Genomic DNA, 23041 nt, shown 5'->3' on the forward strand with positions numbered 1-23041 from the left:
CAAGGAGGATGTATGGCTGAACAAAAATTAGCAAATCCAGCGGCAATAGGCTTGGCAGGATTCGCGTTAACCACCATGATTCTGCAGTTTCACAACCTGGGATGGTGCGGCGTAGGCCCAATTGTAGCCTGTGGATTGATTTATGGGGGACTGGCCCAGATGATCGCCGGATTTCTGGAACAAAAGACTGGCAACACTTTCGGTTTCAGCGCTTTTACCTCATATGGCGCGTTCTGGATCGCTCTGGGTGTTATTTTTCTTTTAAACCATTTTAACATTTACAAGGCCAGCACAACTGACGTGGGCTGTTTTATGCTCGTGTGGACATTTTACACGGCTATCATGTTTGTCGCTTCCATGAGAACCAACAGCGCTCTGGCATGGACATTTGCCACCTTACTGGTTGGCTTTATCTTACTGGTTCTAGCGCATTTTGGTTTTCCGGCAATGACCAAAGTTGCCGCATGGGACCTGATCGTATGCGCCTCTCTGGCATGGTATGTCATGGCCCACGTAATTCTTGCCGATTTTGGAGTCAACGTACCCGTAGGCAAAGCCTGGATCAGCTGACAAACGAACCAACGCATTTCTTTCATCAACAAAATGATGATGGCCTCGTAAAAAATCAAATTTGAGACGGCAGAGCAAAAAGTTCAAGGCATCGCCAAGTTCTGGGACTGAGGCGTACTTATGTACGCCTCAGTGAAAACAGAATGAAGCGCAAAACGCGTGGACGTTGTTACTGCACCCTCAAAAGCGACAGCAGTATAAAGGGTTATCAACAAGTTCATGCTGCCATCACGGTTCATCTGCACCTATCATATCAACACATTTTCCTTACGGCTGTTCGATTAAACGTATCAATTTGCTCATTGGGATCCGTGCAATGATACAAATTTATCAAAATCGGCTTGCGGCATCGTCACCTTTCCGCCTTTGAGCGATTATCTACAAAATTATTCACTCGTGTTCATCCGGAAATTCGGCTTTCACCGGATTGACACCAAAGTATGTTTCCAATCCGGAAATAAAATTTTTCACCCAAGGTCAAGGAAATCAAGGGAATGCAGGAAGGCTTGCTGAAGCAAGCCACACAAGCAATTCCACAGATTGACGCAGACTTCGAAAAGGCCATTTATTGATGGAAACGAACTCGACCCAAACATCTTTGAAGGAGGTTGTTTATGACTGAACAAGCAAGTTCTTCGATCACACGCATAACCAATTTAGATAAGGGTACCATCAAAAAACGGGACATCCCTTTTGAGTATTGGGGGCCAACGCCACGAGAAGCAAGAAAAGCCGCTGTTGCCAAAAAAAAAGGTCTGCACGACAAGCGGACAACCATGAAAGAGGCCGTAGCAAAATACATTAAAGACGGAATCCAACTCGGCATCGGCGGTTTTGTAAACACCCGGGTACCGGTTGCCATTATTCATGAAATCATTCGACACGGCGCCAGGGATCTTACGCTGTCCATGCAATCGAACTCCATCTGCTGCGAACTGCTCGCCGGCGCCATGATTCTAGATCCTGACCATGTATCAATCAAACGGGTGGAACTGGCGTGGTGGGGATATGAAGTCATTGGAATCGCCCCGATTTTCAGATACCTGCTCGGCAGGGGCGAGATTCAGGTGGATGATTACACCAATTACGGAATGTCCGCACGCTTCAAAGCCGGCGCAATGGGAATTCCCTTCATACCGACCCGTGATCATGGCGGATGCGATATGGAACTGGTCAACAGGGGCAAGATGATCAAATGCCCGTTCACCGATGAGAACATCTATCTGGTTCCTTCCTGCAATCCGGATGTCGGCATTATTCACGTACCTGCAGCCGATATGCACGGCAACGCAAAAATATTCGGTGCGCTTTGCACATGCCCCGAAATCTCTCAAGCCGCCAATCACACGATCATGTCTGTTGAGCAGATCATCCCCAACGAATATATCCGACGATATCCCAACCTGACAGAAATCCCGTATGTGACGGTCGATGCGGTCGTTGAGCAGCCATTCGGCGCCTACCCCGGTGCATGTTACGGATCCTACTGGTTCGACATGCCGGAGATCCTTGCCTTCAGAAAGACATGTGATGAATTCAGGAAAACAGGCAGCAAGGACGCTCTGAAAGCTTACTACGATAAATATGTATTTGGTTGCGAAACCTTTGATGATTATCTTGGCACGCGGCCATATGATACAATGAAGAAACTCAGGCAAGGGGATGGTATTCAGCCGGTAATTATTTAGCGAGCCTGATTGATGGTATCGCACAAGAAACCAATTAACAGCTAATAGGAGGGAATAATGCCTGATTATGGACCATTTGAAATGATCGCTTATGCCGGATCAAAAATATTGAAAGATGAAACCGTCGTATTCGTCGGCACCGGGTTACCTATCATTGCGTCCATCCATGCCCAGCTCACCCACGCCCCCAGCCTTCAGATGATATTTGAAGCCGGATCACTGGGTGCTATTCTGGAACAGGGGCTGCCTCTGTCGGTTGGTGACACGAAAGCATTTCGCAAAGCCCTTTATGCTAAAGGCCTTTGCGGCGCTTTTGAACTGACCCAGAGAGGATATGCAGACTATGCCTTCATCGGTGGCGCGGAAATAGACATGTATGGAAATCTCAATTCAACATTTCAGGGCGGTACTTACGATTCGCCCCAGGTAAGATTTCCGGGAAGCGGCGGCGCCGGTGCAATGTCAGCGAACTGTGAAAAAACCATTGCCATCATGGCACTTGAAAAAAGAAGATTTGTTGAAAAAGTGCAGTTTGTGACCAGTATCGGATTTGGCGACGGTTCTGAAGATTACAGAATCAAGGCAGGCGTCTATGGTGCCGGCCCCTACAGAGTCATCACCAACGAGGCACTTTTTGGATTTGATGAAGAAACCAGACGAATGATGCTTCTTGAAATCATTCCGGGTAAAACCGCAGCCTATATTCAGGAGAAAGTCGGCTTTGAGCTGTTGATTTCTCCGGATCTGAAGGAAATGAGTGAGCCTACGGAAGAAGATCTCGTGCTGTTACGGGAAAAATGTGACCCGGATGGCTATTTCCTGAAACGAAAAGTTGCAAAATAAGGCGTTTTCCTGATTTCCCAAACCTCGAGATCGCATAGATTAGTATACCTCCCAGTTGTGACTTCTTTAAAACAACAGGAAGCGGAGCCATGCAACTCCGCTTCCTGTTTACCCTCATGCCTCCCATTAGGGTTGGTTTTATCATCGGCCATTGTATCATCCCCGCGGGGATCCAGTTCGGTCGGTCTTTAAATTCCCGCTTTCGCGAGAATGACGAAAACGGGATGCAACCCTGTAAAAATAAATTTAGCCGAAATTAGAACCCATCCCCTTCGATTATGTCATACGGGCGGACGGCCCGTATCCTGATATCATCCGCCCGGAGCCCCCCCTCACGTAATCCGGAAGTTTCCTGAAAAAAACAAAAGGATTCAACCCGAAGCATGAAACGAGCTTGATCATAACTGCGGCGAGCATGTCACGGAGTCCGTCCCGCCCATTGCCGGCCTTTCCAGCACAATCCGGGGGATGCCGGCAACGGACGGGACTCCGAGGCAACGCACTGCAAAATATGGCCGCAGTTATGATCAATCCCGAATATTCAGCTATCGCAAAAACGTTCCGAAACTACATCTGAAATCAACGCCATCGCCAATAAACGCTTCAGCTATCGGTTATTTTACCCTTTTGCCTTCAGTGCGCACCAGAAACTGCGATCTCACCGAATTCCACCTTGAAAACAGAATCGAGACGGACAGCAAAGGCCACCCAGAATTTAACGAGTCATATTTTCTACGCTCACAGACAGCTGACGGGATTAAAAAAAGTTCATCCGATATTCGGGTTATTCTTGACAAACAGCAATAACTTTATATGCTATAGGGCCAGTTGTCAGCTGATTACCACCTGTCAACAGCCCGATATCCGACATAATCATTTGCACAGGGAGGAAATTGACGTATCTGAATTGACGCATCTGGCGCCTCAATGGACACCCGATGTGTTTCCCGAATTCAAAGCGGACAAAACTGTCAGTCACAGAACCTGGGTTCATCCTTGCGAGCAAACCGCAGCTCCGGTTTACCTGTCGGCAGTTTTCGTCCAGGCAGTAATTGCATTGGTTACAGAAGCAATATCTCTTAACTTTATTATAAACCCGATAATTTTTTACAGGGGGAAGTCATGAAAGTATTAATAAGCGATAACCTCGGGGAAGCCGGCATCCGGTTATTCCAGCAGGAAGAAGGAATTGATGTGGACATCAAGACGGGTCTTTCAGCGGAAGAACTCAACCGCATCATTGGAGAATACGATGGTCTGGCGATCCGAAGCGCCACGAAAGTGACCGAGGAGCTGCTGAAGCATGCACCCCGATTAAAGGTTGTGGGCCGGGCCGGAATCGGCCTGGACAATGTGGATATCCCCGCCGCTACCAAACGCGGTATCGTCGTCATGAACACCCCGGGCGGCAATGTGGTTACGACAGCAGAGCATGCGATTGCCATGATGCTGTCTCTGTCCCGGAATATTCCGAAGGGAACGGCCACATTAAAAGCAGGTGTCTGGGAAAAAAAGAAGCTCGAAGGCAGGGAAATCTGCAATAAAGTACTCGGGGTAATTGGCTTAGGCAAAGTCGGAGCCATCGTTGCAGATCGTGGCCGGGGCCTTAAAATGCAAGTAATCGTTTATGACCCTTATGTCACGCCGGAACGAATTGAAAAGGCTGGCTTTGAAAGTGTAACGCTGGAACAATTATTAAAACGATCCGATTATATCACGGTCCATGTTCCCAAGTTGAAAGATACCAACAGCATGATCAACCGGGAGTCTTTTGCACAGATGAAAGACGGGGTCATGATCATCAACTGTGCCAGAGGCGGCATAGTAAATGAGCAGGATCTGTATGATGCCATTAAATCAGGAAAGGTAGCCGGTGCGGCCCTTGATGTTTTCGAAAACGAACCCCCGGGGCAGCTTCCTCTTCTGGAACTGGATCAGGTGATATGTACCCCGCATCTCGGCGCTTCAACCCGGGAAGCCCAGACAAATGTCGCCGTCGCTGTCGCCCAGCAAATCATCGACTACCTGAAAACCGGCACCATTATAAATGCCGTAAATGTTCCTTCAGTAACCGGAGAACTTCTCAAAAAGCTCACCCCGTATTTAACGCTTGCAGACCGCCTGGGATGCCTTCAGGCACAGCTTGCCAAAGGGCCTGTCAAGGAAGTCGTTATCCAGTATGCCGGTGACTTTAAAGGCCTTGATATGACACCTGTTTCAATTGCCGCCGTCAAAGGGCTTCTGACACCGGCCGTAAAAGACGATGTCAATTTTGTTAACGCCCATGTGCTGGCCAAGGAAAGAGGCATTAATATTACCGAAACCACAACGGCGGAACCCGAAGATTACGTGAATCTGATAACAATCAAGGTCATCACTCCCGAAATGGTTTCCAGCGTATCAGGAACCATTTTTGGGAAAAACGATCCGCGAGTCATCAAAATCAACAATTTCAGAATTGAAATCAGTCCTCATGGTCACCTGGCGCTTATCCACAATATCGATGCCCCGGGAGCAATCGGAAGCATCGGCTCAACGCTTGGCGAGCATGGGATTAATATTGCCCGAATGCATGTCGGCCAGGAAACCGAAGGAAACCGGAACATCATATTTCTCAGAACCGACAGCCCGATCCCTGAAGACGTGATTGAGCGGCTCCGGGAACTGAAGCTGGTTAAAAGCGTAATAGCTCTTGAACTTTAAGAAGGATATCATTTATATTTAAGAAAAGCAGGATCATAAAAAATCCTCCAATTCGATCGAAACGGCCTTCAGCCTGATGATACGGCAGGCGCCGCGTACTTCCTGCCGGCGCCTGCAATCATTTTGATTGCGAACTTTATGACAGAAATATTTTCTTTCGAAATCATTTTTTAATCTTTCTGATCTTCATACTGAGCCGGGCATGGCAATAACCCGTAGCTCAATGCCCAGATGAAAACTCAATGCATTTTTCCGGTTGAAGAGTGATGCCGCCATGCCCCGAAAAAGCACGTACCCTGTCACGGCCACTGAACCGGGCGCAAAACGCATCCGGACAATTTGTCAGTTTCCATTCAGGCACAATATTTTGCAAATTCGCTTCTTGCATTCTCTGATATACAGTCATCATACAGGAGACAAGTCATGACAGAGGAAAAAGGCACCAAAACAAAAACAGATGCTTCGGCAAAAATATCCGGGCTGACTGTCCAACTACCTCAAATCAATTTTTCAACCTTTGTTTTTTCATTAAATTCTTCGGCACTGGTTCAACTGGGCATGATCGAAGATCCTGCGACCGGCAAAAAAGAAAAAAATCTGCCCATCGCCAAACAGACAATCGATCTTATCGGAATGCTCCAGGAAAAGACACAGGGCAACCTGTCAGAGGATGAATCCCAACTGCTCGTCCATATTTTATATGATTTAAGAATGATGTACGTGAAGGAAATAAAATAAGCCTTCTCCTACAGGCCCAACTTACCAGGAACATATTCCAGAAGGAGTGTCCAATGAAACAAAGAACAGCCTGCACAAAGATTATAAAAAAAAGCTGCTTTCTGATCTGTGCATTCATATTTTATGCGGCGTGTTTCATACCAGGCACGAGTTTGATACCATACGCGGAAGCGAGGAAAACGGTAAACCTGGTACCGGAAAATTTCAGCGAACTGGCTAAAACGGCCAGCCCTTCGGTAGTAAATATCCGAACGGTAAAAACCACCAAGGGCGGAGGCAGGGTCTTTCGTCATTTTTACCAGAGCCCTTTTGGACAAGACGATCCGTTTAAAGATTTTTTTGACAAATTCTTTGGTGATGAGCAAAAAGAATTCAAGCAGCGAAGCCTCGGGTCCGGCTTTATTATCGACAAAAAAGGATATATCGTCACAAATAACCATGTGGTTGAAAATGCCGATGAAATACAGGTCCGGTTAAAAGACGGAAAGCAGTATGACGCTGAAATCGTTGGCCGGGATTCAAACACCGACATCGCACTGATCAAAATAAATCCGGAACATGAACTGCCGGTTGTTGAACTCGGCAATTCCGAAGACCTTGAAGTCGGTCAATGGGTCGTTGCCATCGGCAGTCCATTTGGGCTGGAGCATACCGTTACGGCAGGCATCGTCAGCGCCAAGGGCCGGGTCATCGGCTCCGGGCCTTACGACGATTTTATCCAGACAGATGCCTCCATCAATCCCGGCAACAGCGGTGGCCCGCTTCTCAATCTCAACGGCAGGGTTATTGGCATCAATACCGCAATTATTGCCGGGGGGCAGGGAATAGGGTTTGCGATTCCGATCGATCTGGCCAAAGGCATCATTGAACAACTTAAACAAAGTGGGGAAGTCATTAGAGGATGGCTGGGTGTTGCCATTCAGGACCTGTCAAAAGAATTATCAGAGTACTATGGCATTGAACAGAATCAGGGCATTCTGGTAACCGAGGTGTTTCCCGGAGACCCGGCAGCAAAAGCCGGAATCCGACCCGAAGATATTATTATCGAAATAAACGCAAAGCCGATTACCACCAGCAGGGAACTGACCCGGGTCATTGCCGATGCGGGTGTCGGGGACACTGTCAGAATAAAGGTATTACGAAATTCCACGGAAAAAACCTTTGATGTGAAAGTTGCCAAACGTGAAGATTCAAAACTGACGTTAAAATCGTTAAAACAAAGCCAGGAAAATGAACTCGGCATCCGGGTGTCGGAAATTACTCCGGAAATTGCCAATCGCTTCAACATTTCCGAATCCGAAGGCATCATCATCATCGGGATAGAGCCCGGAAGCAAGGGGCAGGAAGCCGGGGCCCAGCCGGGGGATATTATCCGGGAAGTGAATCATACCTTCATCAAAACCGTTGACCAGTATACTGAAATCATTGAAAACATTCCGGAAGGTAATCCGGTGAACATGTTTATCCGCCGGATGAACATTGGATTTTTGGTCATCAAAATGACAAAATAATCCATGCCGGCTACCGTTATGCAAATTCTTTCACCTGCTAAAATTAATTTATTTTTGCACATCACAGGCAAACGACCGGATGGGTATCATACCCTGGTATCGTTAATGTGCCCGATTCGCCTTTACGATACGATATCGTTGCGTGTCGGAGGCAATCAACAGTCGGTTTCCTGTGCTCATCAAGCAGTCCCCGAAGACGAATCCAATCTGGCTGCAAAGGCTGCGCGTTTGTTTCTCAAAGAGGCAAATCTGAGACATCAGGGATTTGACATCCACATTGAAAAACAAATACCAGTGGCAGCCGGTCTCGGAGGCGGCAGCAGCAATGCTGCGGCCGTGCTGCGGGCGTTGAACCGGCATTACGGCGGCCGGTACTCACCCGGGCAGCTCATGAAAATGGGTCAATCATTAGGAGCGGATATTCCTTTTTTTATTAATTGCAGACCTGCCCTGGCTACCGGTATCGGTGAAAAACTGGAACCGTTCTACCGTATTGATCCGTTCCATGTCGTGCTGATTTATCCGGGATTCGGTGTTTCAACCGCCGCTGTCTATAAAAAACTAAATTTAGGATTGACAAAAGGTATAAAAGAAATTAAATACACAGGATTTAATAAGACGCAAGGGTTTGATGTTTATAAGCATTTATGTAATGATTTAGAATCGGTAACTAAATCAATGCACCCTGAAATCGCCTTGATGAAAGATGCGCTTCTGAGCCAAGGGGCTGAAGGGGCATTGATGTCCGGGAGCGGCGCTTCGGTGTTCGGACTTTTTGCCGATCCTGACAAGGCCAGACATGCTTATCTTACTCTTTCGCAACGGGAAAAGTGGCGCGTATTTCTCACAGATATGATTCTATAAACGAACCATCAATCCTGCCTGTTTTGTCAGGTTTTTTCTTAAGGATTTCAAGACAAAAAGACAGTTACTGGGGCGTCGTCAAGCGGTAAGACACAGGATTTTGGTTCCTGCATCCGGAGGTTCGAATCCTCCCGCCCCAGCCATATTTCAAATTAAATTGTGCCCGGATAAAACTCGATATTTTTTCAGATTCAAATCGGGCTGTTTTTGGGTCTCACAACACCTTCGGTATGTTGTGAGGTAGAATCAGTCTTTGATGCGCCCGGAAAGACGGACAGATTTGTAACGGCACCGAATACTTTTTATCAATCATCAGCAAACAAATGGTTAATTTAATGAATAATTTAATTGTTTTTTCCGGAAATTCCAATCCTGATCTCGCTCAAGAAATATGTCAGCATATTAAACGGCCGCTGGGCGGGGCCAAAGTCAAAACATTCAGCGACGGCGAAATTCAGATCGAAATCCATGAAAACATCAGATTGAAAGATGTTTTCATTATCCAATCCACATGCGATCCCGTGAACAATAATCTTGTAGAGCTGCTGATGATGATTGATGCCTGCAAACGCTCATCCGCCAGCCGGATTACCGCAGTCATTCCGTATTACGGATACTCACGCCAGGACAAAAAAGTTGCGCCGCGGGTACCCATCAGTGCAAAGCTGACAGCAGATCTGCTCACAACTGCCGGTGCAAACCGAATCATTACAATGGATTTGCACGCAGGCCAGATACAGGGTTTTTTTAATATACCCGTTGACAACTTATTCGCTACACCTGTACTTCTCGAATATATCAAAAATAAATTCAGCGAAAATCTTATCATCGTTTCACCGGATGCCGGTGGAGTGGAAAGGGCCCGGGCATTCGCAAAACGGCTCAAAGTTGATCTGGCGATTATCGACAAACGAAGAGATGCACCAAACCAGGCAAAGGCGATGGCCGTCATCGGTGATGTCAAGGGGAAAATCACGGTAATACTCGATGATATGGTCGACACTGCCGGAACGCTGACCGAGGCCAGCACGGCACTCCTCAACAGCGGTGCGATAGAAGTCCATGCATGCTGCACGCATGCCGTGTTATCAGGCCCCGCAATTGATCGAATCAGTGCTTCAGACTTGTCCAGTGTAGTCGTCACTGACACCATACCGCTCAAACCCAACGCTAAAGCCTGTAGCAAGATCAAGTCCCTTTCGATTGATCAACTGATAGGAGAAGCCATTTTACGAAGTCACACCGGGGATTCAGTTACTTCATTGTTCGTATAATAATGTTTTTATAACAGGAATAAATATAAGGAGGCTTTTTTGGAGTTACATGAACTGAAAACCAGCATCAGAAAAAGCAAGGGGAATGGACCGGCAAGAGTCTTGCGTCGTAACGGTCAGATTCCGGCTGTTCTTTACGGCCCTGAAAATGATTCCGTTTCAGTATCACTTTTCTTGCATGATTTTGAACTGGCAATCAAAAATCAAAATATCAGCCAGATGGTCTTCAATCTGAAACTGGACGACGGATCTTCCTCTGCGGTACCTGCCATGATCAAAGAAATACAGACCGATCCGCTTTCACATTCGATTCTTCATATAGATTTTTACCAAATCGACATGAACCGGAAGATCAAAGTTAAAATACCGGTTACCACCCGAGGCAAATGCGTAGGGGTTGAACAGGGCGGAATGTTTCAAATAATCCGCCGTGAGGTAGAAGTATTATGTCTGCCCTTTCAAATTCCAAACGCAATAGAACTCGATATCACCAATTTGAATATCGGAGACTCGATCCACGTCAAGGATATTCCTCTCGGGGAGAATGTGGAACTGCCCCCGCATGTTAATTTTACTTTAGCAACGGTTACAGGCATAAAAGAGACTCCCGAAGAGACGAGCGAAGTGACTGAAGCTGAAGCTGAAACTGAAACTGAAAAATCCGGAGCCGAATCATCCGCTGAATAACACGTCATGGCTGGCCAGTTCCATCGCCAGCCCCGGCGTATCATTTTTATAAATTGTCTATAAACTTGACAGACATTACGAGTATTGGCTGTTGCGTGAATGTTCAACATACGGGTTTGGTGCCCAGGATCAGGTGTTATTGATTGCCGGCTTGGGAAATCCGGGCGAACAATATATCAATACCCGACATAATGCCGGATTTATGATTCTGGAACACCTTTCCGGAATCTTTTCTATTTCAATGAACCGGCACCGATACGAGTCATTATATGGACATGGGTTTGCAGCAGACCGCAAGGTTGTTTTTGTCAAACCCATGTCATTCATGAATAACAGCGGACAGCCAATTCTTTGCATTGCCCGACGTTACAAGATACCATGCCCTGATATCATTATTATCCATGATGATATCGACCTTCCGATCGGCACAATAAAAATTAAAGTAAAAGGCGGACACGGCGGCCATAACGGTTTAAAATCGATCGCTGAGGCGCTTCAATGCGATCGATTCGTTCGTGTCCGTATCGGTATTGGAAGAGGCGCCCCCGGAAGAAACGTTACCGACCACGTACTTGGAAACTTCGACAGTGAAGAGATGACTGTCATGGATCAAATAATACCAACCGCATGCAATGCGATACGGATGATCCTTAACAAAGGCATAAATGAAGCGATGAACAAATTTAATCAGAAATGTTGTATTTAATGGAAATGAATTGGATATGGAGGAAATAATGGAATCAGCTTCAACGAACATAGCGTTAATTTGTACGCTGGTCGGTATCCTCGGTGTATTTTTTTCAATTACGATTGCCAGGATTGTAAAATCAGCGTCAGCCGGAAATGAAAGAATGCAGGACATCGCCAATGCAATCAAGGAAGGGGCCATTGCCTATCTTAACCGACAGCTGAAAAGCATGTCCATTGCAGGCGCTGTAATCTTCATCCTCATGCTGGTGCTATTGGATGTAACCACTGCCATTGGCTTTCTGGTTGGAGCCGTTGCATCATTTATTGCAGGCTACATCGGGATGCGGGTTTCGGTTATCGCAAACGTTCGAACCGCCGAGGCGGCAAAAAAAGGACTCGCTTCCGGATTAAATATGGCTTTCAAAGGAGGCTCGGTGACCGGAATGCTTGTTGCCGGACTGGCACTGACATCCGTTGCCGGATATTACTGTATTACCCGGGATGTCATATCGCTGGTCGCACTGGGCTTCGGTGGCAGTCTGATTTCAATCTTTGCACGGTTAGGCGGAGGCATTTTTACGAAAGGCGCTGATGTCGGCGCTGACCTTGTCGGCAAAGTAGAAGCGGGAATTCCCGAAGATGACCCACGGAATCCGGCGGTTATCGCCGATAACGTGGGCGATAACGTGGGTGACTGCGCCGGAATGGCCGCGGATCTGTTCGAGACCTATGCGGTTACGGCAGTTGCAGCGATGCTCCTCGGCCACCTGATCTTCCCGAGCAACCCGATTGCAACCGAATTTCCGCTCGTTCTGGGTGCAATTTCCATCATCGCTTCCATGATATCAATGTTCTTTGTCAAACTGGGCAAAAAAGAATATATCATGGGTGCTCTCTATAAAGGGATGTTTGGTTCAGCGATTATTGCGGCCATTGCCTTTTTCTTTTTTACAAAAAGCATGATGAATGACCTCGGTGACTTATCGTATATGTCCATTTATCTTTCAACTCTGGTCGGACTTGTCCTGACCGTTCTGATCGTGATTATCACCGAATATTATACGGGAATTTATTCACCGGTCAAATCTGTGGCAGAAGCGTCAACGACCGGCCATGCAACCAATATCATCGCCGGGCTGTCGGTCGGCATGCAGGCAACCGCCGCTCCGGTATTAGCCTTATGCTTCGGCATCCTGGCTGCCCATCATTTTGCCGGTCTCTATGGTATCGCCATGGCTGCGATGTCCATGCTCTCAATGACCGGAATGGTCATCGCCATCGATGCTTACGGCCCCATCACGGATAATGCCGGGGGAATCGCTGAAATGGCAGAAATGGACGAAAGCGTCAGAGCCGTTACCGATCCGCTGGATGCCGTCGGCAATACAACCAAAGCCGTCACCAAAGGGTATGCGATCTGTTCTGCCGGTCTGGCAGCCCTGGTCCTTTTTTCATGTTATGTTCAGGAATTTGCCCTGAAAGGCGCAACCGCCCAGATCAAATTCGATCTGGCGGATGTAAACGTTATCATCGGATTGTTCATCGGTGGGCTCCTTCCGTATCTGTTTGCCTCCATCTCACTGAAGGCGGTTGGAAAAGCCGGTGGGGCCGTGGTCGACGAAGTCAGACGACAATTCAAAGAAATTCCCGGAATTATGGCTGGCACGGCAAAACCGGATTACGGTACCTGCGTTGATATCGTTACCAAAGTCGCGCTTAAGGAAATGATCATTCCGGCCCTGCTGCCGGTTATCGCCCCGATTCTGGTCGGACTTATCCTGGGCAAAGTCGCACTGGGTGGCGTTCTGATCGGCAGCATTGTAACCGGAATTTTTGTTGCGTTATCAATGACTACCGGCGGAGCCGCGTGGGATAATGCAAAAAAATACATTGAGGATGGCCATCTTGGCGGCAAAGGCAGCGATGCCCATAAAGCGGCAGTTACCGGCGACACAGTAGGCGATCCGTACAAAGACACCGCTGGCCCGGCTATTAACCCAATGATCAAAATTCTCAATGTCGTAGCGCTTCTCATGGTTCCTTTTCTGCTTTAGCACACTGCACCAAAACTGAATAAAGGGGATCGGCGATGAGTGATCATCGCCGATCCCCTTTTTATATTGATTGTTTAAAATTTAAATGCTAAAATGCTAATTTTAAAGCTTATCTATTCTTTCAGCCCATATTTAACTTAACAAATTGGTGCATTATGACGGATCAAACACTCGGCGACAGCGCAGATATTTATACGTCTAAAAATTACAAATTTAAAGCCGGAGATCTTGCCGTATATCCTGCACACGGCGTCGGTCGAATCGTCGGTATTGAAAGCCGGGAAATCAATGGTGAAAAACAGGATTTCTACATCATGAATGTACTTGAAAACAACATGGTCATCATGATACCCACATTGAATGTTGTATCGGTCGGCCTGCGGGACCTGATTAGAGAATGCGAAATCCCAAAAATATACGATCTGATGAAAACCAAGCATGACCCCTATCCCGATAATCAGACATGGAATCGAAGATACCGTGAATACATGGAAAAAATTAAAACCGGTTCTTTATTTGATGTCGCTGAGGTATTTCGTGATCTATATTTGTTAAAATCGACGAAAGACCTGTCATTTGGAGAAAGAAAATTATTCGACACCGCCCACGGTTTATTGGTTAAAGAACTGTCCACCGCTAAAAACACAGATGAAGCAACGGTAATCTCAGAAATTGAATCCCTGTTCGAATCCGAGATAAGTGACTCCGTATCCCCCGAATGAATTATAAGACCACAAAGCCCGTAGTCATTCCTATTCCCATCACCGAATCAGAAGCGGGGCAACGAATTGATATCGTCATATCCTCAAAAATTCTCTCGTGCACCCGCTCCTATGCTTCGAAACTGATTTCGGAAGGCAGATTCGAGGTCGATGGCGTTACCCGAAAGCCCGGATACCACCTTAAAATCGGTGAATTGATTACCGGGATTCTCCCCGATCCCGAGCCTTTACCATTAAATCCGGAGCCCATATCCCTTGATATCATCTATGAAGACCCTCATATCATTGTATTGAACAAACAACCCGGGATTGTTGTTCATCCATCTCCCGGCCATGACTCCGGCACCATTGTCAATGCCATTTTATACCATTGCCCGGACCTTGAAGGGATCGGGGGTAAACTTAGACCGGGAATCGTCCATCGACTGGATAAAAATACCTCCGGAGTGCTTCTGATAGCCAAAACATCTGAATCCCACCAGAACCTATCCGATCAGTTTAAAACACGGAAAATCGACAAACGTTATCTGGCAATCGTTCAGGACGTGGTCAAGGATGACGCCGGAGAAATTCGGCTGCCGATCGGAAGACACCCGACAGACCGGAAAAAGATGTCGACGGTCAGTCGTAGCGCCCGTGAGGCGCTGACATTCTGGAAGGTAAAGGAGCGATTCAGGGATGCGACGCTGCTTGAATTAACCATTAAAACCGGCCGCACTCATCAAATTCGTGTGCACTGCGCAGCCATAAATCATCCCGTTCTTGGAGATCCGGTATATGGCAGACAAAAGACGGGCAGATATGTGAAAATTAACGGGACGAAAACAGACATCAGGCAGATCATCCATCGCCAGATGCTGCACGCCAGAACCCTTGTTTTAAATCACCCCGTAACGAACCAATCAATGTCATTTGAGGCGCCAATCCCCGAAGATATACAGCAGGTACTTTCAGCGCTTCGGGCCTCGCTCTGAGGCGTATAACCGGTTTTATAGCGGACAATATCATCCAGCCTTTTCGCGCGGTGCCTTTTTATCCTTGCTTTCTTGTCACCGCAGGGTCAGTTTGGATGGAAAAATAACTGTGAATCTGATCCGAAACTTGATGCCTTTTGAAAAAAAGTCCGGAAATTCATTGCTGAATTTCCGGACTATTTTTTTATCAATTGCCTGTATCCCGCTACAACGGTCTTACGCAGCTTTATCACTGCGGTCTTTATTGTAACAGAGTCGGCAGCAATTCAGGCATCGATGACTTTCACGAATCGCATCTGCTTCAGTGATAACCAGATCGGATTCCACAAAACTTTGAATTCTCTCTTCAACCGGCAGCTCCGGCATAGGCGTCCGCTTCGACGGAATAATACCATCCACATGATCAAAGATGGTCCCATCGATATGTGCCTTGAAAAGCGAATTCGGTGGTGCAACAATTTTCTGACCGGTCAGATACAGATGAATGGATCTGGCCGCTCGGCGTCCACCGCCAATCGCCTCTACAACCAGAGATGCACCGGTCTGAGCATCACCGGCAGCAAAAATATAGGGGATATTGGTCTGGAGAGTTTCGGGATCCAGGGCATCGATCGTACTCCAACGAGTGATTTTCAGCTCATCAATCCGTTTTCCTTCATTGGTAAAGTCGATATCCGGCCCCTGACCAATGGCTGAAATGAGCATATCGCAATCCAGCAGTGTTTCTGAGCCTTCAATGGGAACGGGACGGCGTCTGCCGCTGGCATCGGGTTCACCCAGCGCCATCTTCAAGAACTCAATCTGCTTGACAAAACCGTTTTCATCCGGAATAATTTTTGTCGGCGCTGCCAGGAAATGGAAATTAATGCCTTCATGTTCAGCGGCTTCGATTTCCACCATGTTGGCCGGCATCTCGTTTCGGGTACGCCGATACAGAATGGACACATTCGCGCCCAACCGTTTCAAAGTCCGCACACAGTCTATGGCCGTATTTCCACCACCCACCACCACGCAGTTTTTCCCGATGGGGATCACATGGTTGGCATCACCCTGCTGTGTCTCGGCAAAACGGGTCAGAAAGCTGATACCGGTATAGCATCCGCCCATGTCCTCACCCTCGACGCCCAGGTTATAATCTTTCCAGGCGCCAATGCCGAGGAAAATCGCATCATAACCGGCGGCTACCAGAGACTCCACGGTAAAATCCCTGCCCAGCCTGACATTGGGTTTCGCCTCGATACCCAGTTTCAGAATACCGTCAATTTCCCACTGAAGGACTTCTTTGGGTAAGCGGTATTCGGGGATACCATAGCGGATCATCCCACCGAGTTTCGGCATCATTTCATAAATCGTCACCGAATGACCCAGCCGGCGCAGAAAGAACGCACAGCTTAATCCGGCAGGTCCAGCCCCGATCACGGCGATCTTTTTACCGGTATCCGGTGCTTTGGAAATCGGAATCCGTTTTCCGGAATTCATTTCGTAATCCGCGACAAACCGTTTCAGCTGGTTGATGGATACGGCTTCATCTTCAATACCCCTGCGGCAGTAATCCTCACAAGGATGCGGGCATACGCGTCCGCAGGAAAGCAGAAGGGGATTACGCAGACGGATTGTGTTGACGGCGCCTTCATAATCACCTTTTCGAATCTGTTCAATATATTTTGGAATATCAATTTGAGCCGGACAGGTCTGGGCACACGGCGCATGACGACCATCAACCGAATTAAACTCAAGAAGCCGTTCGGACATGGTTTTCACTTTCAGGATATTCTTCGGACATGCCCTTTCACAGGCACCGCATCCCACGCATTTGGCTTCATCAATAACCGGGAACCCCTCTTCACCTAAATGGATTGCATCAAAGGCACAGGCTTTAACACAATCTCCCAATCCAAGACATCCAACGTTGCACTCCCGTTTTCCGCCGTATAAGACGGACAGAGCCTGACAACTGTTGACTCCCGCATACTTGAAAATATCATCGGCTCTGTTTCCACCGGCGCAGTAATTATAGGAACGGACAGCTTCTGCACCCCCGGCTTCCATGCCCATCACTGCGGCAACCTTTGCAGTTCCTTCTGCGCCTGCAACGATACAGACACTGGGTGGGGCTTGACCTGCAACAACCGCAACGGCTGCCGCAGAACACCCCGCAAATCCGCATCCACCGCAGTTGGCTCCTGCCAGGCAGTTTTCCACCTCTGCAATTCGAGGATCTTCGTAGACGTAAAAGACTTTAGAAGCTACGCTGAGAACGATCCCGCATAGAGCCCCTAATGCCAGCATAAAAATAATGGCTGTTGTCACATTTACCTCCTCGGCACATTAATGCTTGTGAACCATAAGAATAATGTTTCCATGATTTATTTATTGGAATCACTAATCATTCCAATAAAACCATCTATAACATTATTTGTTTGTTTGTTTAAATAATTTTTGCTCTGTCATACCATTCCCTTGAAAGAAAAAAACACCAGCGCCAGCATGCCTGCAGTCACCAGGCCAATGGAAGTATCCTGTAACGGTTTTGGAACCCGCGCCAACAGGATCCGTTCACGAACTCCGGCAAAAAGAACCAACGCAAGGCCAAAACCCACTGCATATGAAAATGACGAAACCAGCGTCTGCATAAACGTGTATTCTTCCTTGATATTGATCAGACAGGCGCCCATGACCGCGCAGTTGGTGGTAATCAGGGGCAGAAAAATACCCAGTCCTGCGTAAAGCGCCGGAATGCTTTTTTTCAAAAACATTTCGACAAACTGGACCAGAGCAGCAATCACCAGAATAAACGCGATGGTTCTTAGAAATTCAAGGCCGAACCGGGTTAACACATAGGTGTTAATAACCCATGTAATGCAACCTGCCATAACCAGAACGAATACAACTGCCATTGCCATACCGACTGCTGTCTCCATTTTCTTGGATGTACCCAGAAACGGGCAGTTTCCCAGAAACTGTGCCAGCAGGATATTATTAACAAAAATACAGCTTATTGCGAGGACTAAATAATCCATTTATCGTCTCCTATTTTTTCCCGGCAAGATTCATGAGACAGAGCATAAGTCCCAAGGCCACAAACGCACCAGGAGCCTCAAGCATAAACCCGAACGGCTGATATGAAGCGCCCATAACGGTTGTGCCAAATAACGTTCCTGCGCCGATCAATTCTCGAAGGCCTCCCAGAACGCCGAGCGCGAGGGTGAATCCGATCCCGATTCCCAGTCCGTCAGCAGCAGAGGCCGCTATTCCATTTTTATACGCAAAGGCTTCAGCTCGACCCAAAACGATACAGTTCACGACGATCAATGGAATAAAAATTCCAAGCGTCAAAAACAATGAATATGTATAGGCCTGCATCAACAATTCGACAACCGTAACGAATGTGGCTATGACGACAATAAAACAGGCGATCCTGACTTTAGGCGGTATAATGTTTCTTAAAGCGGAAACCAGAATATTGGAGCACAAAATAACGAATGTGGTTGCCAGCCCCATACCGATCCCGTTTTCTGCAGATTTGGTAACGGCCAATGTGGGACAAAGGCCCAGAACAAGCCTGAACGGTGGTATTTCATCCCACAACCCTTTGGTAAACTCCTGAACAATAGACTTTGCCATCTTTATCTCCTACTTAGTGAAATCTTTTATTTTTTCAGAAACCTGTGGTTTAAGTCTTGAATAGGCTTCGCTTGCCGCCGTCAACGCAAGAGCAACTCCACGAGAGCTGACAGTTGCGCCGCTGAGCGCATCTACCTGTCCGCCATCTTTTTTGACTTTAAACTCTCCGCTTAAGGTCATTCCCTTAAACTGTGCGCTGAATTTAGGATCTGTCTTGGCTTTTGACCCAAGTCCGGGCGTTTCGCTGTGGGTTGTCACACCTACAGCAATAATCTGGTCATTGGCCGGGTTCACCCCCACCATAACGCCAATATCCCCACCAAATCCGCCTCCGAAGGTTTCAAATGCAACGGCTTGACCGTTTGCCCCCAAATTTCCAACGAAAAAACTTCTTTCCACATCACCATCTTTGAGTTTAAACCGGTCTGCGATAGGATCGTTGAGTGCGCCTTCCATGATTTTCATAATGGCAGGGCCTTTAACAAATTGAAGCTGCTGATTTTCAATCTGCGCGCTGGTCCCTGTTCTCAATGCCGCAAGCAGACCTCCTGAAAATATACATAAAACCGTAAGGACTACGACCATTTTTATCATGTCACGCATTTTACGCTACCTTTCCAATCGCTTTTGGCCTGATCTTGTCGAGAAGCGGGCTGACAAGATTCATAAGCAGGATTGCAAAAACCACCCCATCCACGAAAACGCCGATATTCCTGATCAGCACCGTCATAATTCCGGCGCCTGCGCCATAAATAAGCATGGGAATAAAATTAACCGGTGAGGAGGAATCCTCGGTTGCCAGGAAAAAAGCCCCGATCAGCGTATAGCCCGCAAAGAGGTGAAACATTGGACCGGCATATTTTGCAGAATCCGCCATATTGAAAAGCAATGCCGTCACAAAAACACCTACCAGAAAGGAGATGGCGATTTCCCATCGGATGATGCCCCGGATGATCAGATAAATGCCGCCGATGATCAGCCCGAGACCGAAGGTGGCTCCAATTCCGCCGATTTGTTTACCCATCATCAACGCGCCGGTATCAAATGAACTGATAGCCGATACGCCATAGTACTTCAGCATGGCGATCGGATAAACCATGGCAAAATCAAACTCATAGTTCCGATAGGCTTCAGCGAAATCAAACAGATCCGCCCACGAAAGCATCAACACGGCAAGCGCAATCAGAACCGGATTGAAAGGATTGCCTCCAATTCCGCCGTAGACATGTTTGCCAAGTAAAATGGCCACGAAAGTACCCATGAGGATTGCCCACCAGGGCGTTGTCGCCGGAACCATCATGCCCAGAAGCAAACCAATGAGTGCCGCATTCCCGTCACCGATCGATACGGGCCGTTTCATCAGATAGTTCATGACCAGTTCCCAGAGCATTGCGGTGGCAACCGAAAAGGCCAAAACAGCAAGGGCAGGCACACCGTATTGGATCAAACCAAATAGCACTGCCGGCAGCGCCGCAATCATCATATGATAACTTCTTGCGGATATTTGGCTCCCATCATGCCAGAAAGGAGCATGGGATACGATAAATTTTTTCCGATTAGTCATTCGTTGCCTCCACTGTGTTCATCCGGGCAAGTTCATGTTTTGCCAGTCTTATATATTGAAAAATAGGCATTCTTGCCACACATACATAACTGCAAAGACCACATTCGATGCATGAATCCAGGTCATACTGATTCTGAGCTTCTTCATACATCGCGTTTTCCAGAAGTCGGACCAGCATATTTACCGGAATATTGACCGGACACGCCCGGACACATTCACCGCAATTAATGCAGGGATAATCCGATACCAGGGGGATGTCGTCGCTGTCCTGCACGATCAGGGCGTCCGCATCGGCTTCGATCGGCTGATCTTCCGAATAGGCTGCAGTTCCGGTAAAAGGGCCTCCGAAAACGATTCTGTCACCTTCATTGGCAATGACATTAACCGCTTTCAGCACATCCTTAACAGGCGTTCCGATGGTTACCGAAACCAGCGCTTTTGTTTCGTCTTTTCTGATAACGGTTACGATTTTTTCCGAAGGAACTTTTCCCAGCGAAAAGGCTTTACCAATGGAGGCAACGGCTTCGGCACTCATCATATGAACGCCGATATCTTCGCAGCTTTTCCCGGCGGGCACTACCTGCCCCAGAATATCCTTGCAGATCATAAATGGATTTGCCGCCGGATACTGCGCATCTATCACCTTCACCTGTGCGCCGGTTGATGCGGCGGTCTGCGACAGATGTTGCGGCACTGCCATGATAACATTCTGCACCCCGGTTATCTTTTTCAACATCTTAATGCCCTGTTTGATGTCTTCGATACCGGATTTTAAAACATACTGACGGGTCACCAGCATCAAATCGGAATCCGCTCCGCAGATCACAACTGTTTTAATCGGCTTATCTGCGTCAGAAAAAATGGAAAATTCGGGCTTTCCCGGCGCGTAAGCCAGATAGAGTTTCACCTGATTAAAATCCTGTCCCTTGGTGAAGGAGGCAAAATTTTCATCAATTTCTTCCACATCAGCCACGTCTATGGACACAGCCGCTCGCTTCTGTCCTTTTCCGTCGGTGAATTCGGAAACGGAGGATACGGTTCCGGTGACCGGGCTGACAACATCATTGCCTGTGTTGAGAGCAATTTTCTGCCCGGTTTTGACTTTATCACCGTTTTTTACATTAACAACACAATTTGGATCCCATGGTCCATAAGACAGCAATGTCACCTTCTTTGATTTCGGGACTTTCACAGGCGCCGGCAACGTTTCATCAATAACGTCGTATTCCAGCCGGGGCTTTGCCAAACCGATAAACGTTCGTTTTATCATAGCTCAACCTTTTTCTTTTTTGCCGGATTCATAAATTGGTTATGACATAAGCCCGTTTTAATAAACCGACTTAGTCACATGGCATTTGCCGCACTCGACAGGGCCAGCCCCTCCCGCTTCATGACAGCCGACACATTGCTTATGAAATGAATCGGCCCTCATCATCGGTACCTGATCACCCATTCCATCATCAGGTTCATGGCATTCCATACATAATTGAGGCGCCTTGGAAGCTTCCTCTTTCAAGTGACAGTCACCACAAGCCTTCAAGCTCGGATCATCTGCCGGATGATGGTGACAATCACTGCATGCAATCCCATACCCTGAACTGTCAGTATGTGTCTTGTGATCAAATAAGACTTTTCCTGCAGCACATTTGAACATCATCCGAATGGGTTGTTCCGGACTTTTTGCAGGAAAGGCTGCGTAGCTTATTAAGCCTACAACCAACAGCACAATAGCCATTCCGTAAGCCAACTGCAGTTCTTTCTTTGGAGTCATTTTACAAGCATCCTTTCACAGTTTGGTATTAAGAATAAAGCACATTAACGCATTCAAGGAACTACCATTTAGCTTTAACGATTTCAAGATTTTTTTATCTGAAAATACATAATTTTTCTGCTTTTCTAAACTTTGTGAGAAATTAATATGCATACTTACTGGAAGAATTAAAGTAGATAAGACTTTAAATAGTGATATAATTTTATAAATATTTGTTTGTCTGATAATCATCTTTAATATGGTTTAATATGGCCGGTATATTCTGAATGTTTGGGTTTGATCATAACTGCGGCCATATTTTGCTGTGCGTAGCCTCGGAGTCCCGCCCGTTGCCGGCGTACGACATGGCGCGATCCGGGGAAAAGATGTCGGGGCCATGAAGCGTTAAGAAGCGCAAACGGTTTGAGGCGTGCCGAGTTTTTGCGCTTTAGCTTCATGGGCCCGGCATCCCCCGGATCGTGCTGGAGAAGCCGGCAATGGGCGGGACGGACCCCGTGACATTGTGGCCGCAGTTATGATCAAGCCCGAATGTTTTTTACAGGTCTGATTTTCTCCGGATTTTTCCTGTTTTCAAACCCTTCGTTTGCACCGCATCAAAAATATCATGCATATCAAACGTTTTTTTATAATCAGATAGCCGGATGTATTTTTCTTATTTGAATTCTGACAGGTTGATCAGGCAGGATAATTCAGGGATGTGGCTGCTTGAGGAAACCTTAAATTATAAATTTATATATCAGCACAGCATTTATATGACAACTTTT

The 23041-nt window shown here is 47.2% G+C and carries 20 protein-coding genes and 1 tRNA gene; 14 read left to right on the forward strand and 7 right to left on the reverse strand.

Translation table 11 applies throughout. The features are described from left to right. Positions 1–12: 12 nt before the first annotated feature. From PHQ97_09570 to PHQ97_09635, 14 genes are all read left to right on the forward strand, one after another. Positions 13–570, forward strand: a complete 558-nt coding sequence (locus PHQ97_09570) for an acetate uptake transporter (protein ID MDD4392978.1) — start codon at positions 13–15, stop codon at positions 568–570. 614 nt (positions 571–1184) lie between these two features. After that, positions 1185–2258 (forward strand): CoA transferase subunit A, encoded by a 1074-nt coding sequence (locus tag PHQ97_09575; GenBank protein ID MDD4392979.1) that lies wholly within the window; start codon positions 1185–1187, stop codon positions 2256–2258. A 57-nt stretch (positions 2259–2315) separates the two neighbouring features. Then, the gene (locus PHQ97_09580) at positions 2316–3101 is read left to right on the forward strand and encodes a glutaconate CoA-transferase (GenBank protein ID MDD4392980.1); all 786 of its coding nucleotides are present in this window, start codon (positions 2316–2318) and stop codon (positions 3099–3101) included. 1122 nt (positions 3102–4223) lie between these two features. Next, positions 4224–5804, forward strand: a complete 1581-nt coding sequence (gene serA / locus PHQ97_09585; protein MDD4392981.1) for a phosphoglycerate dehydrogenase — start codon at positions 4224–4226, stop codon at positions 5802–5804. 423 nt (positions 5805–6227) lie between these two features. Next, entirely contained in the window at positions 6228–6542 is a 315-nt protein-coding gene (locus PHQ97_09590) for a DUF1844 domain-containing protein (GenBank protein ID MDD4392982.1), read from the forward strand. A gap of 53 nt (positions 6543–6595) precedes the next feature. Beyond that, positions 6596–8053 carry a Do family serine endopeptidase gene (locus tag PHQ97_09595; GenBank protein ID MDD4392983.1) on the forward strand — a complete coding sequence of 486 codons (1458 nt, stop codon included), beginning with the start codon at positions 6596–6598 and terminating at the stop codon, positions 8051–8053. Between the two features lie 18 nt (positions 8054–8071). Continuing rightward, the gene (gene ispE / locus PHQ97_09600; protein MDD4392984.1) at positions 8072–8917 is read left to right on the forward strand and encodes a 4-(cytidine 5'-diphospho)-2-C-methyl-D-erythritol kinase; all 846 of its coding nucleotides are present in this window, start codon (positions 8072–8074) and stop codon (positions 8915–8917) included. Between the two features lie 68 nt (positions 8918–8985). Beyond that, positions 8986–9060, forward strand: a tRNA-Gln gene (locus PHQ97_09605). A 192-nt stretch (positions 9061–9252) separates the two neighbouring features. Next, complete coding sequence (locus PHQ97_09610; protein ID MDD4392985.1) at positions 9253–10191, forward strand: ribose-phosphate pyrophosphokinase; 939 nt, start codon at positions 9253–9255, stop codon at positions 10189–10191. A 39-nt stretch (positions 10192–10230) separates the two neighbouring features. Then, positions 10231–10878 carry a 50S ribosomal protein L25/general stress protein Ctc gene (locus PHQ97_09615; GenBank protein MDD4392986.1) on the forward strand — a complete coding sequence of 216 codons (648 nt, stop codon included), beginning with the start codon at positions 10231–10233 and terminating at the stop codon, positions 10876–10878. Positions 10879–10969: 91 nt separating this feature from the next. Continuing rightward, a complete protein-coding gene (gene pth, locus PHQ97_09620) occupies positions 10970–11584 on the forward strand; it encodes an aminoacyl-tRNA hydrolase (GenBank protein MDD4392987.1) in 615 nt (204 codons plus the stop codon). Between the two features lie 28 nt (positions 11585–11612). Next, positions 11613–13622: a sodium-translocating pyrophosphatase gene (locus PHQ97_09625; protein MDD4392988.1), complete on the forward strand. Its 2010-nt coding sequence runs from the start codon at positions 11613–11615 to the stop codon at positions 13620–13622. 155 nt (positions 13623–13777) lie between these two features. Next, the gene (locus PHQ97_09630) at positions 13778–14344 is read left to right on the forward strand and encodes a CarD family transcriptional regulator (GenBank protein MDD4392989.1); all 567 of its coding nucleotides are present in this window, start codon (positions 13778–13780) and stop codon (positions 14342–14344) included. Further along, the gene (locus PHQ97_09635; protein ID MDD4392990.1) at positions 14341–15318 is read left to right on the forward strand and encodes an RluA family pseudouridine synthase; all 978 of its coding nucleotides are present in this window, start codon (positions 14341–14343) and stop codon (positions 15316–15318) included. The genes PHQ97_09630 and PHQ97_09635 overlap by 4 nt, the downstream gene beginning before the upstream one ends. Before the next feature lie 216 nt (positions 15319–15534). Here the strand turns inward: PHQ97_09635 and PHQ97_09640 are convergent, their stop codons facing one another. The 7 genes from PHQ97_09640 to PHQ97_09670 form a co-directional block, all read right to left on the reverse strand. Continuing rightward, complete coding sequence (locus tag PHQ97_09640; GenBank protein ID MDD4392991.1) at positions 15535–17628, reverse strand: FAD-dependent oxidoreductase; 2094 nt, start codon at positions 17626–17628, stop codon at positions 15535–15537. Positions 17629–17765: 137 nt separating this feature from the next. After that, a complete protein-coding gene (locus tag PHQ97_09645; protein MDD4392992.1) occupies positions 17766–18338 on the reverse strand; it encodes an RnfABCDGE type electron transport complex subunit A in 573 nt (190 codons plus the stop codon). A 10-nt stretch (positions 18339–18348) separates the two neighbouring features. Continuing rightward, positions 18349–18942, reverse strand: coding sequence for an electron transport complex subunit E (locus tag PHQ97_09650; protein ID MDD4392993.1), 594 nt, complete (start codon positions 18940–18942; stop codon positions 18349–18351). Between the two features lie 9 nt (positions 18943–18951). Next, positions 18952–19545, reverse strand: coding sequence for an RnfABCDGE type electron transport complex subunit G (locus PHQ97_09655; protein ID MDD4392994.1), 594 nt, complete (start codon positions 19543–19545; stop codon positions 18952–18954). A 1-nt stretch (position 19546) separates the two neighbouring features. Then, a complete protein-coding gene (locus PHQ97_09660; protein ID MDD4392995.1) occupies positions 19547–20506 on the reverse strand; it encodes an RnfABCDGE type electron transport complex subunit D in 960 nt (319 codons plus the stop codon). Next, positions 20499–21776 (reverse strand): 4Fe-4S dicluster domain-containing protein, encoded by a 1278-nt coding sequence (locus tag PHQ97_09665; GenBank protein ID MDD4392996.1) that lies wholly within the window; start codon positions 21774–21776, stop codon positions 20499–20501. The genes PHQ97_09660 and PHQ97_09665 overlap by 8 nt, the downstream gene beginning before the upstream one ends. 57 nt (positions 21777–21833) lie before the next feature. Next, positions 21834–22277, reverse strand: coding sequence for a cytochrome c3 family protein (locus tag PHQ97_09670; protein ID MDD4392997.1), 444 nt, complete (start codon positions 22275–22277; stop codon positions 21834–21836). Between the last annotated feature and the right edge of the window lie 764 nt (positions 22278–23041).

Source organism: Desulfobacterales bacterium (genome assembly GCA_028704555.1).
Lineage (GTDB): Bacteria > Desulfobacterota > Desulfobacteria > Desulfobacterales > JAQWFD01 > JAQWFD01.